At 60.0% G+C, this 16,033-nt stretch carries 12 protein-coding genes and 1 tRNA gene; 5 read left to right on the top strand and 8 right to left on the bottom strand.

The features are described 5' to 3' along the window. From B7449_RS02385 to B7449_RS02395, 3 genes are all read left to right on the top strand, one after another. Positions 1 to 207: M20/M25/M40 family metallo-hydrolase (locus B7449_RS02385; RefSeq protein ID WP_048883194.1), on the top strand; the 207-nt coding region annotated here is incomplete at its 5' end. Next, entirely contained in the window at positions 200 to 1,183 is a 984-nt protein-coding gene (gene pdxA / locus B7449_RS02390; RefSeq protein WP_039734118.1) for a 4-hydroxythreonine-4-phosphate dehydrogenase PdxA, read from the top strand. The genes B7449_RS02385 and pdxA, both read left to right, overlap by 8 nt. Continuing rightward, complete coding sequence (locus B7449_RS02395; RefSeq protein ID WP_039734117.1) at positions 1,180 to 1,926, top strand: pyridoxine 5'-phosphate synthase; 747 nt, start codon at positions 1,180 to 1,182, stop codon at positions 1,924 to 1,926. Before pdxA ends, B7449_RS02395 begins: the two co-directional genes overlap by 4 nt. A gap of 103 nt (positions 1,927 to 2,029) precedes the next feature. On the opposite strand, the gene tldD is transcribed toward B7449_RS02395, so the two are convergent. After that, positions 2,030 to 3,490, bottom strand: a complete 1,461-nt coding sequence (tldD, locus tag B7449_RS02400) for a metalloprotease TldD (protein WP_039734115.1) — start codon at positions 3,488 to 3,490, stop codon at positions 2,030 to 2,032. A 540-nt stretch (positions 3,491 to 4,030) separates the two neighbouring features. Here tldD and treF point away from each other — a divergent pair. Beyond that, positions 4,031 to 6,601, top strand: coding sequence for an alpha,alpha-trehalase TreF (gene treF, locus B7449_RS02405; RefSeq protein ID WP_039734114.1), 2,571 nt, complete (start codon positions 4,031 to 4,033; stop codon positions 6,599 to 6,601). Positions 6,602 to 6,756: 155 nt separating this feature from the next. On the opposite strand, the gene B7449_RS02410 is transcribed toward treF, so the two are convergent. From B7449_RS02410 to B7449_RS02440, 7 genes are all read right to left on the bottom strand, one after another. Further along, on the bottom strand, positions 6,757 to 8,208 hold the full coding sequence (locus tag B7449_RS02410; protein WP_039734111.1) for a glycosyltransferase family protein: 1,452 nt from the start codon (positions 8,206 to 8,208) through the stop codon (positions 6,757 to 6,759). Between the two features lie 94 nt (positions 8,209 to 8,302). Further along, positions 8,303 to 9,778, bottom strand: coding sequence for a glycosyltransferase family protein (locus tag B7449_RS02415; RefSeq protein WP_158003643.1), 1,476 nt, complete (start codon positions 9,776 to 9,778; stop codon positions 8,303 to 8,305). Positions 9,779 to 9,948: 170 nt separating this feature from the next. Further along, entirely contained in the window at positions 9,949 to 11,619 is a 1,671-nt protein-coding gene (locus B7449_RS02420) for a hypothetical protein (RefSeq protein WP_039734107.1), read from the bottom strand. 435 nt (positions 11,620 to 12,054) lie between these two features. Beyond that, a complete protein-coding gene (locus B7449_RS02425; protein WP_167335733.1) occupies positions 12,055 to 12,861 on the bottom strand; it encodes a polyprenol monophosphomannose synthase in 807 nt (268 codons plus the stop codon). Between the two features lie 178 nt (positions 12,862 to 13,039). Continuing rightward, positions 13,040 to 13,116: transfer RNA gene (locus tag B7449_RS02430), tRNA-Pro, on the bottom strand. 55 nt (positions 13,117 to 13,171) lie between these two features. Continuing rightward, positions 13,172 to 13,756, bottom strand: a complete 585-nt coding sequence (locus tag B7449_RS02435; RefSeq protein WP_039734103.1) for an LOG family protein — start codon at positions 13,754 to 13,756, stop codon at positions 13,172 to 13,174. Positions 13,757 to 13,801: 45 nt separating this feature from the next. Continuing rightward, complete coding sequence (locus B7449_RS02440) at positions 13,802 to 15,004, bottom strand: MFS transporter (RefSeq protein ID WP_039734101.1); 1,203 nt, start codon at positions 15,002 to 15,004, stop codon at positions 13,802 to 13,804. A gap of 199 nt (positions 15,005 to 15,203) precedes the next feature. Between B7449_RS02440 and B7449_RS02445 the strand changes: the two genes are divergently transcribed. Beyond that, positions 15,204 to 15,779: an NUDIX domain-containing protein gene (locus B7449_RS02445; protein WP_039734163.1), complete on the top strand. Its 576-nt coding sequence runs from the start codon at positions 15,204 to 15,206 to the stop codon at positions 15,777 to 15,779. Positions 15,780 to 16,033: the final 254 nt, after the last annotated feature.

The following is a 16,033-nucleotide window of genomic DNA, read 5'->3' on the forward strand; positions in this document are numbered from 1 at the left end:
CCCGCCGTAACCATTGGCTGTGGCGGGTCGATCCCGGTCGCGGGCGACATGCAGCGCATACTGGGCATGTCAGCGCTGCTGGTGGGCTTCGCGCTGGATGATGACCGCGCCCACTCCCCCAATGAAAAGTATGACCTGACGTCCTTCCACAAGGGCATACGGTCATGGGTCCGCATCCTGCACGCCATGGCACGCACCAATGACTGATGTACCCCTTGCCCTGACCATGGGCGACCCGGCGGGAATCGGGCCGGAAATCACGGCGGGCGCATGGCGGGCCCTGCGGGACGGTCCGGTGCGTTTTGCCGTGCTGGGCGATGCGGCGCTGATCGCACGCCACGACGTGCCAGTGCGCGAAATCGGGACCATTGCGCAGGCGGCGGAGACGTTCGCCCATGCCGTGCCAGTACTGCCGGTTGACCTGGCCGCCCCCGTGCGGCCCGGACAGCCGGACAGCGGCAATGCCCACGCCATAACCACATCCATCGCGCGCGCGGTGGAACTGTCCCGCAACGGACAGGCGACCGGCGTGGTGACCTGCCCGATCAGCAAGATCGTGCTGAAAAAAGCCGGTTTCCCCTATCCCGGCCATACCGAATACCTGGCCGCGCTGTGCAACGTGCCGGGGCGCGAGGTCATGATGCTGGCCTGTCCCGAACTGCGGGTCGTGCCCATTACCATCCATGTCAGCCTGCGCCGTGCGCTGGATGAACTGGATGCCGCCGCCATCATCACCGCAACCCGTACCACCCATGCGGCCCTGCAGCGCGATTTTGGCATCATGACGCCGCGTATCGCCATTGCCGGGCTGAACCCCCATGCGGGCGAGGACGGCAGCATGGGCACGGAAGAACAGACCATCATCGCCCCCGCCATCGCGGCCCTGCGCGCCGATGGCATGGACATTACCGGACCGTGGCCGCCCGATACCATGTTCACCCCCGCCGCCCGCGCGCGGTACGACGTGGCGATGTGCATGTACCATGATCAGGCGCTGATCCCGCTCAAGACCATCGACATGACGCAGGGGGTCAACACCACGCTCGGACTGCCGATCATCCGTACATCGCCCGATCACGGCACCGCCTTCGACATCGCGGGACGCGGCCTGGCTGATCCCTCCAGCCTTGTCGCGGCGTTGCGCATGGCCATGCAGATGGCCGAACACAGGAACAGGTCATGACAGCATCCTTTCCCGCCCCCATCCGGCTGGGTGTGAATATCGATCACGTCGCCACCGTGCGCAACGCACGCGGCGGCACGCATCCCGATCCGGTCAAGGCTGCCCTGCTGGCGCAGGAAACGGGCGCCGACGGCATTACCGCCCACCTGCGCGAGGACCGTCGCCATATCCGCGATGCCGACCTTGAGCGCCTGCGCGCCGAACTGTCGATCCCGCTGAACATGGAAATGGCCGCGACCGAGGAAATGACCACTATTGCCGCCCGCCTGCGCCCGCATGCGTGCTGCCTGGTGCCCGAGCGGCGGCAGGAGGTCACGACCGAAGGCGGGCTGGATGTGCGGGGACAGGCCGAAAGCCTTGCCCCCCGCATTGCCCGCATGCGGGACGCGGGAATTCGTGTCTCACTGTTCATCGATCCCGATGCGGCGCAGATCGAGACGGCGGCGAAACTGGGGGCGGCCGTGGTGGAACTGCACACCGGCGCCTATGCCGACGCCATGGATGCAACAGCCCGCGCCGTGGAACTGGGCCGCCTGACCACCGGGGCCGCGCATGCCGCGCATTGCGGGCTGGAAGTCCATGCAGGCCATGGGCTGACCTATGACAATGTCAGCCCGGTGGCCGCGCTGCCACAGGTCATGGAACTGAATATCGGACATTTCCTGATCGGGCAGGCCATTTTTGACGGACTGCCTGCCGTGATCCGCCACATGAAGGATGTGATCGCAGCATCACGAAAGTAAAAGAAGTTTTTTGGTGAAGCTGTTTTTCAGAAAGCTTCAGGGAACGCCGCCTTTTTTAACAAAAGGCGGCACCCAAAAACTTTCGTTCTTTAATATCTCTGGCTCAGCCGCCCGTGCCACCCACGGTCAGGCCGGTCATTTTCAGGGTCGGCTGGCCCACGCCCACCGGCACGCCCTGCCCGGACTTGCCACAGGTGCCGATACCAGGGTCCAGCGCGGGTTCCCCGCCAATCATGGTGACCCGGGTCATGGCGTCCGCGCCATTGCCGATCAGGGTGGCGCCCCGCACTGGGGTGGTGATCTTCCCATCCTCGATCAGATAGGCCTCGGATGCGGCAAACACGAATTTGCCCGAGGTGATGTCCACCTGTCCCCCGCCGAAATTGACCGCGTACAACCCGCGCTTCGTGCTGCGGATCATGTCATCGGTCGTGGCGTCGCCACCCAGCATGATGGTGTTGGTCATGCGCGGCATGGGCGCATGGGCATAAGACTGCCGCCGCCCGTTCCCCGTAGGGGCCACGCCCATGAGGCGGGCATTGAGACGGTCCTGCAGATAGCCGGTCAGGATGCCGTCCTCGATCATCACGGTACGTCCGGTGGGCGTGCCTTCGTCATCAATGGTCAGACTGCCCCGGCGTTCGGGCAGGGTGCCGTCATCCACCACCGTGACACCAGGGGCCGCCACCCGCTTGCCCATAAGTCCGGCGAAGGCGGACGTACCCTTGCGGTTGAAATCCCCTTCCAGCCCGTGGCCCACTGCTTCATGCAGCAGGATGCCGGGCCAGCCGGCACCCAGCACCACTTCCATTTCCCCCGCGGGCGCAGGCCGGGCGTCAAGGTTGACCAGCGCCATGCGCAGGGCCTCGTCCACGGCGCCCTTCCACACCTGTGGCGACAGCAGGCGGGTGTAGGAATACCGGCCACCCAGCCCGTGGCCGCCACTTTCGCGCCGACCATCATGTTCCACCACCACCGACACGTTCATGCGCACCAGCGGGCGGATGTCGGCCATGCGCTGCCCATCGGGGCGGATGATCTGGATCGCCTGCCATTCTGCGGAAATCGACGCCATGACCTGCACCACGCGCGGGTCACGTGCACGGGCATAGGCATCGAGTTCCGACAGCATGGCGGCCCGGGATGCAAACGCCCCTTCTTCCAGCGGATTGATGTCGGGATACAGGCGGTGGTTGGTCGAGCGCGGACCTGCCGACAGCGTGCCCGAACGCCCGGCCCTGATCTGGCTGACGGTTTCAGCCGCGCGGCGGATGGCGCTTTCGCTTATGTCATCGGAATGGGCGAAGCCGGTTTCCGCCTCCAGCACGGCACGCAGGCCGAATCCAGATGACGTGTCGAAGGTGGCGGAACGGATCACCCCTTCATCCAGCGAGATCCCTTCGCTTTCACGATATTCCAGGAACAGCTCGCCATCATCCATTCCCTCCAGCGCGTGCTGGACCAGGCGTTCGGCATCGGGACGGCCAAGGCGCGCGCCCGCGCGTTCAAAGAACAGGGTATCGGTTGCAGCCAGCGGGGAAAGACCCTGAAGGGATAAGGGCATGAAATGGTGACTCCGGTTGGCGGAACAGGATTAAAAGACGGGCACGATCAGGCCGCTGCGGGCCGGAAGGGCACGTAGCATAGACGGTTTTGCCCCCTGGGGAAAAGCTGGTCTGTCTTCATGACAGGTACCATGCGTGAAAATGAACTTCCCTCCATCTGGATGGTTTCCCTTTGTGGTAGGGACGCAAGGCAGGGCATTGTGCAAAAATCAGGTTTTCATTGTTTGGAGAAATGGCGTCTCGTGAAAGTTTCCCTCCTGTGCGGTTCTAGTCTGTCCCGGTCCGCGCCCCGTCAGGCCGGACTGTTGCTGGCCAGCCTTCTTTACGCGGGTACGCCCGCCCTGGCCCAGACAGCGCCAACCACATCACAGGTGGCCCCCACGCCGTCGACCGCTGCTGTCCCCTCCTCGCCGCCCGCAGGCGCGGATGGGACAACAGCCGCGCCGTCTCCCTCCGCCGCAGGTGCGACACCCGCAGCGGAAGCACCGGAGCAGACCTATTCCGTACCAACGCCTGAACCCCTGTCGGGGAGCGGAAACATGCTGCCTGCCCCAACCAGTGCGACACCGGAAGCAGCGCCACAGGCCACACCTGCGCAGGCCCCCGCCATGCCTGCAGCCCAGCCGCAGCCGACGGTGCCCGCCAGCAACGCGACCACACCTCCATCGCCTGCTCCATCGCCGGCTCCGGCGACCGATCAGGCCGCACCACCGCAGCCAGCCGCCGCCCCGGCCGCCACACCCGACACGAACACCCCACCCGCCAGCACCGGCACATCCGGCCCCACCACCCCGCCTGCGCCTGCGGGCATGCCTGCGGCGGGTGGTTCCGATCATACAGACGCTGCGCCTCCTCCGCCCGCGCCGGGTACGGAACCCGTGCAGACAGTTCACAAGGACGGCCCCGCATCGACCGGCAGCAGCCCCGTGCCGCCAGCCGACGCCCTGATGTCGGACGCGGGCGCGCCCGCGGCACTGGTGCAGGACCTGCGCCCACCTTCGGTCGTGCTGGATGGACTGTTCCAGGCGATCGGGGAAGCCCATATCTATACCGATGCCAAGACGGCGGCCGACGCCATTCCCGACGAGGCCCCGGCCGACCTGCTGGCGGAATACAATGTCGCCAAGCAGCGGCCCGATTTTTCCCTGAAGGACTTCGTTGCGCGGCATTTCACCCTGCCCGAGCGCAAGACGGTGTCCTACCAGCGCACGCCGGATGAAAACGTGCGCGACTACATCAACGGCATGTGGGAAGTTCTCAGCCGCCCGCCCGACATGCAGGTGGCGTATTCATCGCAGCTTCCCCTGCCCTATACCTATGTCGTGCCGGGCGGGCGTTTCAGTGAACTGTATTACTGGGACAGCTATTTCACGATGATCGGGCTGTACGAAAACCAGAAGATCGACCTCATGCGCGACATGGTGCGCGACATGGCGTCGATGATCGACCGGTACGGCCATATCCCCAATGGCAGCCGGACCTACTACCTCAGCCGGTCGCAGGTTCCGTTCTTCTCGCTAATGGTTGACCTGCTGGCCATGCATGACGGGCAGGTGGCCTACACCACCTTCCTGCCCGAACTGCAGGCGGAATATGATTACTGGATGGACGGGCAGGATTCCGTTCCGCCCGGCGGCGCGTACCGGCATGTTGTGCGCCTGCCTGATGGCACGCTGATGAACCGCCACTGGGATGATCTGGATACCCCGCGTGACGAAAGCTACCCGCAGGACATCGCCACGGCCGCGCAGTCGGGACGCCCGAAGGGGGAGGTTTATCGCGACCTGCGCGCCGGTTCGGAAACGGGGTGGGATTTCTCGTCCCGCTGGCTGGCGGACGGGCATACCCTGTCCACCATTCACACCACCGACCTGCTGACGGTCGAACTGAACTGCATGATCCCGCATCTGGAACAGACGCTGGCCCATGCCTATGACCTGAAGGGCAACAAGGACGCAGCCGCCCGTTACAACCGTCTGGCGCAGGAGCGTATCGACGCGGTGCAGCGTATCCTGTGGGATGAACGCCGGGCCGCCTTCATCGATTACGACTGGAAGAAGGGGGAATCGACCTCCATCCTGTCGGGTGCGGCCGTTGTGCCCCTGTTCATGCAGATGGCAACACCGGAACAGGCCAAAGCCGTATCCGAGACGGTGCGTAAAAACCTGCTCAAGGTCGGCGGGCTGATCGCCACCGAACGCAGCGGCAGCGGGCAGCAGTGGGATTCACCCAACGGGTGGGCGCCCCTGCAATGGATGGCGGTCAAGGGCCTGAACCAGTACGGCTATGACGAACTGGCCAGTGACATTGCGGCGCGGTGGATGGGCCGCGTGATCGGCACGTATGAAAAGTCCGGCGTGCTGCTGGAAAAATATGACGTGGTCAATCCGTTCATCAGCCCCAAGGGCGGCAAGGGCGGCGGCGAATACCCGATGCAGATCGGGTTTGGCTGGACCAACGGCACGCTGCTTGGCCTTATGAACCGCTATCCGCAGAACACGCGTGTCGTGCTTGACCGCAACCCGGCGGCGGACCAGCCATCACCCCAGCCCCTGCCGCCCATGAACCCCTATGGCGTGCAGAGCGATAATGATGCGCTGAGCCGCTACAGCCAGCCCACAGTCACCCTGACCCCGCGCCCGGTTGCCCCGACCCCGATCCTGCCGCAGATGTCGACCGTGGGGGCCAGCGCACCGTCATCGGCCACGCAGATTCCGCCTGCCGCCCCTGCGGTGAATGCGCCATCCGGCACACCCCCTGCAGCCCCGGCCACAGCGGCCAGTACGGAGCAGCATGTAGACACGCCGTCACCTGCGACAGACGGGCAGCCAGCGCAATCCACACAGGCCGCGCAGCCGCCAGAAGCGGATCATGCCCCGGCCACCGAAACACCACCGGCCCCGGCATCCGCTGAAACGAAGCCGCCGGAAACACCAGTTCCCCCCGCAACAGGCGAAACACAGGGCGGGAATGAGACGCACGATAGCGGGACACCCGCAACGAAGGATGCGCCCGCGATAGCCCAACCCGCACAGCCGACCGCGACAGATACGCATGCCGGGACCACCGACAAAACGGCGACAGGCGAAAATCAGTCCGCGACCCACTAGGCTATCCAGCCGGGAAGCCGCCATGTCAGCGCGGCGCCCGGTTCTTCCTGCCTTCAGGTCCGGGCGTTCATGGCTGCTGCCGTTACATCACCGGGACAGCGGGAGCGTCATCCTGTCCACCCGGCAGACAGGATGGATAAAAAACCTGCTGTCCTTTATCTGTTCATCCTGAGCACGGTTCGGGAAAACTGGGTATAGTCCGGTGTTCCGTCACATGTTGAATTGACGTGGTACAGACAGACATCATTTTTACAGATTATCTTCTGTGAATTCTTATTGAAAATATTATAGCCATCGCCACCAATAACGTAATTGTATTTCGTGGGTGGGACATCGCCCTCTGTGGTATCAGTCAACAGATAGAGCGCGCGGTCGGGTTTCATATGGCTGTATCCACCTGACAGCCACCAGCCGCCATCCGGCCCAACCAGGGCAAGACCGCACATATCTGGCATTTTATTTGCCTTGGCCTGCAAATACATGATCCGATTGTTCTTATGTATTCCGTCGGCATAGGACGACGCCAGGATACCCAGTTCAACAATGGCCAGACTCCCGACAAGTATCGGCAGAGGTATCGCACGACCTGACCGGGCCATTTTTGAAAGAGAAAACGATGCGACAAGGACAAATATCGGGATGGCTGCGTAGATGAATGATATTTCCTTATGCGATATCATCGAATGATATAACAATATAAATAGCGGGATGGACGCCATATACCTGTGTTCTGGCATACCTTTCCAGAACAGCCAGCACAGCGGTAGAAATGCCGCTCCCCACAAATGAAACAGACCGAACAGGTAAAAGACGGCAGGCATGCTGCCATAACGCAGGGCAACGCCTTCATTCACGTTCAGATAGAAGTTTTTATATATGGACTGAAAAGGATGACCCAGCGTCTGGTAATCAACCAGTCCCAGCATACACACGGGAAGGAGCAGCCCTGCAGCAACCGGCACCACGGACCGCGCGCCCGTCAGCCACACGACAATCATGACGTCAAGACACAGCGCCGGGGCCAGATGAAACCGGAACGCGAACGACAGGCCGGTCAGCAGTCCAAATACAAACAGTATGGGGAGGCTGATATGTGCTTTCCCCTGTTTTTTCATTGCTATGTAAATGATCAGGACACTCAGCGCCATTATATTGCCGCTGACGGTCTCACCCAACGTACGGAATGAATCATTGACCATATCCGGCCACAAGGCCGCTGACATACCACATATCCATGCGCCGCTTATGCCCTCCGTCACCCAGCCGGCATAAACAAAGCCAGCAACAAGACCCAACGAGCAGAGCGCAAAGACAATCCTGACAAAAGTGGCGGAATACCCCAACCCCAGCGCGTGCCCGGCCCTGAGGATCTGCGCAATCATATCCGGCAGCAGCCATGACCGGATTCCGGCCTGCCATTCCCATGTCAGGACGCCATGGCCCGTCAGCTTATAATAGGCCGGCTCCATATACTGAAAGAATTCATCCGCCCGTAACGGGCCGGGAGACAGGAATATCATCAGGATCCGGACGACCAGCGCCACGAATACACAGACCGCCAGTGGCAGGAGCACACCATCGCGCAGTTTGTCGGGATACGGTTTCATACTGTTTTTCCTGCCACAACCGATCAAAAACGATAGAGAAAACCGTCTGTCCACATTGGGTTATGGAACAGGCCTGTTTTCAGGTCCGTCCATATCAGGGCTTCACCAGCCAGGGATCCTGTCCGCTGACCCTCTGGTTTTCTGCCCTGGTCACCATCTTTTCAAACTGGCTGTAATCGGGCGCACCGCTACAGGTCTGCGCCGTCTTGTACAGGCAATAGTACCCCTTGCACGCGACAGCATGGAGTGCATCACCGATCAGCCTGTAAGTTCTATACGAAACGACGTAATTGTACTGGTGCGACGCATTCTGGATATCGGCTTTATCATAATAGAAATAAAGCGGAATATCGCGTTTCGTGAACTGGCTGTATCCCCCTGTATCCCCCCATTCATCCGACCCGATCAGAACGGCGACACCGCACGAATCTTCCTGCTGTGATGCCTTATACAGCAGAGCCGGTATGCGACTGACCATGTTCATATGCTGTTTGAACGGAGACGCCGCCATGCAGCAGCACATGGCCACGACCGCTATGGCTGCCGCAAAAGCCCTGGGCTGCAGTTTTTCAAGAATGGAAGAGAGACCCAGACTGGCCACAAGGACAAGCAGCGGCATCGCCGCATAAATGAAAGAGGTCTCCTTATGCGCAATCAGGCTGTGGTAAAATATGATGACGGTTCCGATTACGGCAGGCATCCATGCCCGCTTCATCCCCTTCACGAACAGAAAAACAAACGCCAGAAAGGCAAATTGCCAGAATGAGATGATACTTTCTACATAATAGTAAAACGGCATCACTCCGTAATTTTTTGATACTGATTTAAATATATTGACGTAGAAATTATTTATAATAGAGGGATAAAACCCGCCCCAGGTCATACCGTCCACAACGCCAAGTGCCAGAACCGGCAGAAGGCTGGTCAGGACAATCGCACTCCGGTCACGCCATTTCGGCAGCCAGAACAGAACCCATAACATGGACAACGCAACTGCGGGCGCCAATTGAAAACGCAGGACAACCGTAAGGCCCAGAAACACGGCACAACCCAGATACGGTTTAAGGTTGTCACGTCCCTGCAACTGTAGTTGCCGGCCAATCATGGCCAGCCCGATGGCCAGGGCCAGTGTGTTTCCTGCCTGGAATTCCCCAGCGGTCCGGTCCGCGCCAATCAGCAGATCAGGCCACAGGGCCGCCATGACACCGCATGTCAATGCCCCTGCCCGCCCATACAGCATTCCGCCCAGCGTCGCGAATACAGCAATAATCGATACGGAGAGGACGGCGAACACCAGCTTGACAGCCAAGACTGGCAGACCCAGCCCCATGGCGCGTGTTATTTCCCATATCCCGGCAATCGCCCCCGGAAGGACCCAGTTCCTGACACCCGCCTGCCATTCCCATGTAACGACACCATGGCCCGTCAACAGATGATGGGCTGGTTCAAGATTCTGGAAAATTTCGTCCGGTCGCCATCCCCCCCGATAGAAGAAGCAGATAACAACGCGAAAAATGAGCCCCAGAATACAACATGAAACAATTATATTCTTTTTGTTTAAATCTCTCACAGCATCATCTTTCGCAATAAATACTTCTATTTTCGATTGATAGTTTTAAATATTATTCCCAGTGCCATTATTGAATTTTTATTACTCATGGAACATCCCACATAAGAAATAATGCAAAAGAAAGTCCGGTCTCTCCACCTGCCTGACAGGGCGGCATGGGGCAGCAGCTTTTATTTCTTCTTTTCCCATTCAAACAGACCGTGACACGACATGACCCTCTGCCGATCATATATGAGAAGCGAGAATTCATCATCCACCGGAACAATCCGGTCCGGTGTTCCCATGTTGCTTATGACCGCAGCCTGTTTCAGATACTCATCATTTTTTGGAAAGACTGGTGAATAGACCAGAAAGAAGACACGATCCGTGCCCTGCAGGTCAGCAGGCAGGTACCAGTCCCTTTTGCTCAGCCACGGACGGGATGCAAGATGGCATGCCGCTTTATCCGCGGCTGATACATCCTCGTTAACCATGATCGAACGCAGTTTCAGTTCTCCCCCACTGGCAAGCGTCGTAAGGGAAGCGTGCCAGTAATCCGTATAACCATATGTAAGATCCTGCTGATGCAGCACGGCCATCAGGGGCCGGACATCCAACTGATGACCAACATGATACGGGTCGATATCCACGTCCTGTTCCGTCCGGGGGTGCCATGTCAGCACGCAGGCCAGTAATGACCACACGATCGCCCCCATGAAAATGCCGGATGCGTCCCCAGCCCTGTCAGAACGGGCATAGGCAATGGTCGCGAACAGCAAAACGGGCAGAAAATAACGGATGATGTCTTCGCCGGGAATATGGAAATCCAGTATCGACGCCGCAAGGACATCCATGACCAGCCCGACGACCAGAATATCCGAAACGGAATCTTCCCCGGCAAAGCACTGGTTCCGTCTTACGTCATTCACCCGCTGACGGGCATAACGCCAGACATAAAGCGCAATGAACACGAACGGCACCAGGCGCACGATATCTGTCAGGGAATTATGGTTGGCATGGCCGATAACGGTCTTGCCCCAGAAATTGATGCCGAACAGGTCCAGCACCGACATAAGGGCCAACAGCAGGTGTGAAGGCAGTTCCGGCAGCGCCATGAAATGGGCCACCACATGCAGGGAATGGAATCCCCCTTCCACGTGGATAACAGTCTTGATCACCGTCGCCGCTACAAAAGCCATGATCACAGGCACAAAGCAGCGCACGCCCCGTTCGGGATGATCGTCTGTCCAGATCCGCCACAGGCTGACAAGACAGGTCGGCATGACAAAACAGCAGACGGCAAACGGGTCGCTGATAAAAATGATGCTGACAAACATGAACAGGCTGGCCTGCGCCAGCTTTCCCCCTGTTCCATCCAGCACACGTCCGGCGGCGATAATGCCCACAAGGGCCACGAACATCGTACCCACATGATAGGGTGCATACGTAATGAACGCGATTGCTTCCTGCTCATATAGCGGCACAAGGGCGATAAAGCCCATGACGGGCAGCAGACATCGCCAGGACCGGTTGCGTCTTCCGCCCAGGGCCAGATAACAGGCAGCCCCAATAATACCGCCCCACCACACGGCAGGCAGGATATGCAGCACCGTCATGCTTGCGGGCATGAGCCTGAGCAGGCCGGCCATGCCCAGCAGATCTATCAGCCAGAAATTGTCAGGGGAATTGACCCACCCCTTGAGAAAAAAATTCCCCTGCGCCATGTCCTGCGCTTCGAACCAGGCATTGGCCTGGTCTGAATCCGGCAGGAACCGCAGGCCGAAATGATAACACAGGGCACCACCCAGAAACGATAAAATAACCGATAGTATAACAGGGATATATTTTCTGCCTACGTTCATGCCATTATACCCACCATGAAGTAATATTATAATCTACAAAAACAACAACAATAAGACGAAACTATATTATCGACATTCTGCGTTACATAGGTAGTGCCCGCTATAATCGTGCGGCCTTCATGGCCAGTCATGGGGGCGATATGGGTGTACAGGCATCATGCTGCCCCGCCTCCTGTCCAGACGGCGCATAATCTATGGGGATTGCGGCATGAAGGGATTGTCTGCGCAAAAAGGATCCCGGCGTTGACAGGCGAGGAACGCCAGTCCCCCCGGTTGGGGCAGACCTCGATGTATCATGCATGATCAGACCGTTGCGCCACCCTGCAAAATACGTCGGGCATGCTACCTCATCATCACGATAAGGACGTCGTATATCTGACAATTGAAATATGAGTGACCTCCCGCATGGGACAGCTCCCGTGCATGGGGTGTGGGTCAGCCTGCCTTGCCACAACCTGCTGCAGTTGGAAGAGACGTCTTTTTACGCTTCAGCATGTGATGGGCAATCATCTGCCCGAACTGGATCAGCACCTTGCGGCCCATCTTGCTTTCCCCTTCATGACGCGACCGGAAAACAAATGGCAGTTCAATCACGCGCGGAGCGGTTTTCTGAACCATCAGCAGGTCAAGCAGGATCTTGAACCCCGTACCCGACAGGTCGCGCACTGACCTGACAAACAGATCACGGCGCACGGCGAAAAAACCGCTCATCGGGTCGCTGACCTTCACGGGCAGGCATAGCTGCGCGATCCGGATGCCCGCATTGGACAGGAACAGCCGCCACCAGTTGGCCAGGCCACTATTGTCGCCACCTTCCACATGCCGGCTGCCGATCGCCACATCGTACCCCTGATGCCGGATGGCATCGAACATCTGGCCCAGCAGCCGTTCGTCATGCTGCATGTCGCCATCCATCACCGCCACAACCGGCGCCGATGACGACAGGATTCCCTCAATCACGGCGGAAGACAGGCCTCGACGCCCCACCCGCAGGATACCCCGCACCCGGCTGTCTGCCTGCGCCAGCCGCCAGACTTCATCTATGGTGCCGTCTGGCGAGGCATCGTCAACAAATATCAGTTCCCAATCGAGATGCACCAGCGCCTGCTCCACCGCGTGAAACAGGGGTTCGACATTTCCGCGTTCATTATAGCACGGGATGATGACGCTCAGGACCGGGCCCGGTCGGGATATACCTTTTTCATGCGACTCAGACTGCGAGGGGACTGAAGAAGCTTGCATGGTCGGTAAAAATTCCTAGGGCTTTACATGGATGGCGCTGCGGCAGGACGTACCGCAGGCAGCCCCCCCATTACAAGGGGTCATGCGTAAAGGATTTCCCCTACGGCTGCAATATAAGCGGATATGCGGCCTGAAACAGAAACAGGCCGGTTACCAAAAGGCAACCGGCCTGCGAATCTGGTCGGAGTGAGAGGATTCGAACCTCCGGCCCCTGCGTCCCGAACACAGTGCTCTACCAGGCTGAGCTACACTCCGTTGCAGGCGGCTATACAGGGCTGTTGCATTTTAGGCAAGGGGATAGATGAAAGATTTACAGCGTGGCGACCCTGTCGCGTGCATCCGCCTGCACCGGCAGGGTCGCCAGCGCCGTCATCAGCGTCGCGACATCGGGCACCACCTCAAACAGGTTCCGCGCGGACGGGGAGGCAAATCCATCCGCGATACAGCCATCCACCATGGCCAGCAGCGGATCGGCCCAGCCCGCCACGTTGACGATATAGATCGGCTTGTCATGCTGGCGCAGCTGCCGCCACGTGATGATCTCGATCGTCTCGTCAAAAGTGCCAAGGCCACCGGGCATCACCACAAAGGCATCGGACTGTGCGAACATGCGCGCCTTGCGGTCATGCATGCTGTCGGTCACGGTCAGGTCGGTGACACCTTCATGCATGATCTCACGCGAATGCAGGAAGGCGGGAATGACCCCCGTTACCGCCCCGCCCGCAGCCAGCACGGCGTCCGCCACGGTCCCCATCAGCCCAACATGTCCCCCGCCATAGACCAGCCGGAGCCCGGCCTGCCCCAGTGCGGTACCCAGCGCACGGGACTGCGCCGCATATTCCGGCCGGGAGCCGAAACGCGATCCACAAAAAACGGCAACGGATGAAATCTGCATCTATCCAGCTCAGCTCCCCACAGGACTATCGTTTCCCCACGCCCGTCAGCGTGGCAGGACTCTCAACATAATGGTTACACCCACACCCGCCAGCGTGAACAGGGCGGATACCAGAAACAGCGCGCCATATCCCATGGTCTGGATCACCAGTCCCAGCAGGGGGCCGGACAGGCCCACGGCAATATCAAGGAACACGGAAAACGCCCCCAGCGCGGCCCCCCGGTTTTCCGGCCCGACACGCGCCACCGCCAGCACGCCCATGGCCGGGAACACCAGCGAAAACCCCGCCCCGGTCAGCGCCGCCCCCAGCGCCGCCCCACTGATCGAGGAACACCGCCACAGCACGACCAGTCCCAGCGTTTCCACCAGCAGCGAGACAAGCGTGACCACCAGCCCACCACGGCGGTCAATCTGCCGGGCGAACAGGAACCGCATGAGTACGAACGCCAGACCAAATCCGGTCAGCGCCGTTGCGGCCCCGTTCCAGTGGTTATGGGCATAGAACAGGGCAAGGCAGGCCGAAATCGTTCCGAACCCCACGGACCCACATGCCAGAACCGCCCCATGCGGCAGGACACGGCGGAACACGGCATGAAACGGCATTGGCGGCGCCTTGCTGGGCACCGGCGGCACCGGGGCGTACTGCCGCGCCAGCAGGAACCCGAACAGGGTCAGCCCCGCCGACAGCATACCAACCACCGTCAGCCCGCCATATGGCAGCGCCAGGCCCGACAGAAGCTGACCGATCGGCGCGCCCAGCGCGATGCCGCCATACGACGTCACCCCATTCCATGAAATGACCTGCGCGGTGCGCGCTGCACCAACCCGCCCGATATTCCACATGATGGCGCCGGTCGCGGTCCAGCTTTCCCCAATCCCCAGGAAAATACGGCTGGCAATCAGCAGGATGACGGACAGGGCCGCGAAATGCAGCAGCAGGCCCGACAGCATCAGCGTCAGCCCCGACAGGGTACAGACCGCAAGGCCCGTCACCACCGTGGGCTTGGCCCCGCGACGATCCGCCTGCCGCCCCGCCCCCGCACGGGACGCAAAGGTGGCAAGGTACTGCACGGATACAGCCAGCCCCGCCAGCACCGTGTTATATCCCAGCACCTGGTGCACAAAAACCGGAATGACCGCCATCGGCAGGCCAATATCGATGTAGCAGAGGAGGTTGAACAGCACGACGGGAAGTATCCGCCGTGTAGGAGACCCCGATACAGCCTGCGGCCCGGTCATGATACGCATAAACTCCGTCAATAAAAAACAAACACCCCGATCAAACGCGGATACCAGCAATACGACCAACCCCACAAAATCATTGTGGAGCCGGGGCACCATAGGGCTTATGGGAAAACGTGAAAAAACCAACCCATGGCCATTCGTTCCCGCACGACTGCCCTGTGCGGGATGCATGCAGACATGATCAGGAAGGATGCAGGACCCCATGACGCAATCCCCCACCCCGGATGCAGGTGGCTATACAACCGTTTCCACCCGCACCGCCTATGAAAATCCATGGACCCGCGTGCGCGAAGACATCATCATCCGTCCAGGTGGCAAAAAAGGGCTGTACGGCGTGGTGGAGCGGGGAGATTTTGTCGTGGTCCTGCCCCTGTGGGACGGACCGGATGGCCCGCGCGTCACCCTGATCCGCCAGTACCGCTATCCCATCGGCAAACGGATGTGGGAACTGCCCATGGGCATGTGGGAACACCGTCCCGACGCCACGCCCGAAGACGTGGCGCGCGGCGAACTGCGGGAGGAAACCGGTCTGATCGCCGACCATATGCGCGAGGCCGGCCTGTTGTACCAGGGTGCTGGATACACCACCCAGAAAGGTCGCGCCTATCTGGCCACCGGCCTGCGGCAGGGTCCGCACCAGCGTGAGGAAACAGAGGAAGACATTACCTGCCACGTCGTCACGCTGAAGGACATGGAAGCCATGATCGTGGACGGACGGATCACCTGCATGGTCACAATCGCGGCATTTGGTCTGATCCGCGCGCGCGGGTGGATCTGACCGGGCCGGGACTCGCCAGCCGAATGCCAGACCCGAAATGTTCTGGTCCGGGAAAGAAAATACAGGCAGGCCGTGCCCGAATATCGCAGCATGATGCCGTGAATTCAGGCCACCACCGGTCTGCCTGATAGATCGGAAAAAGGTGCCTCCGGCATCACTCATCAGACACATCATCAACCGGCCCGCCTGTTCCCACAGAGCCGCAGAAATCAAGGCTCAGGGCACATCGCACGGCTTCATCATGAAGGGAATAA

The organism is Komagataeibacter intermedius TF2 (genome assembly GCF_000964425.1).
GTDB classification, from domain to species: domain Bacteria; phylum Pseudomonadota; class Alphaproteobacteria; order Acetobacterales; family Acetobacteraceae; genus Komagataeibacter; species Komagataeibacter intermedius.

What these genes read in the sequence shown, in the direction of transcription:
- pdxA (WP_039734118.1), top strand. Translation starts at nt 200, where the DNA reads ATGACTGATGTACCCCTTGCCCTGACCATGGGCGACCCGGCGGGAATC.
- B7449_RS02395 (WP_039734117.1), top strand. Translation starts at nt 1,180, where the DNA reads ATGACAGCATCCTTTCCCGCCCCCATCCGGCTGGGTGTGAATATCGAT.
- tldD (WP_039734115.1), bottom strand. Translation starts at nt 3,490, where the DNA reads ATGCCCTTATCCCTTCAGGGTCTTTCCCCGCTGGCTGCAACCGATACC.
- treF (WP_039734114.1), top strand. Translation starts at nt 4,031, where the DNA reads ATGCTGCCTGCCCCAACCAGTGCGACACCGGAAGCAGCGCCACAGGCC.
- B7449_RS02410 (WP_039734111.1), bottom strand. Translation starts at nt 8,208, where the DNA reads ATGAAACCGTATCCCGACAAACTGCGCGATGGTGTGCTCCTGCCACTG.
- B7449_RS02420 (WP_039734107.1), bottom strand. Translation starts at nt 11,619, where the DNA reads ATGAACGTAGGCAGAAAATATATCCCTGTTATACTATCGGTTATTTTA.
- B7449_RS02425 (WP_167335733.1), bottom strand. Translation starts at nt 12,861, where the DNA reads ATGCAAGCTTCTTCAGTCCCCTCGCAGTCTGAGTCGCATGAAAAAGGT.
- B7449_RS02435 (WP_039734103.1), bottom strand. Translation starts at nt 13,756, where the DNA reads ATGCAGATTTCATCCGTTGCCGTTTTTTGTGGATCGCGTTTCGGCTCC.
- B7449_RS02440 (WP_039734101.1), bottom strand. Translation starts at nt 15,004, where the DNA reads ATGCGTATCATGACCGGGCCGCAGGCTGTATCGGGGTCTCCTACACGG.
- B7449_RS02445 (WP_039734163.1), top strand. Translation starts at nt 15,204, where the DNA reads ATGACGCAATCCCCCACCCCGGATGCAGGTGGCTATACAACCGTTTCC.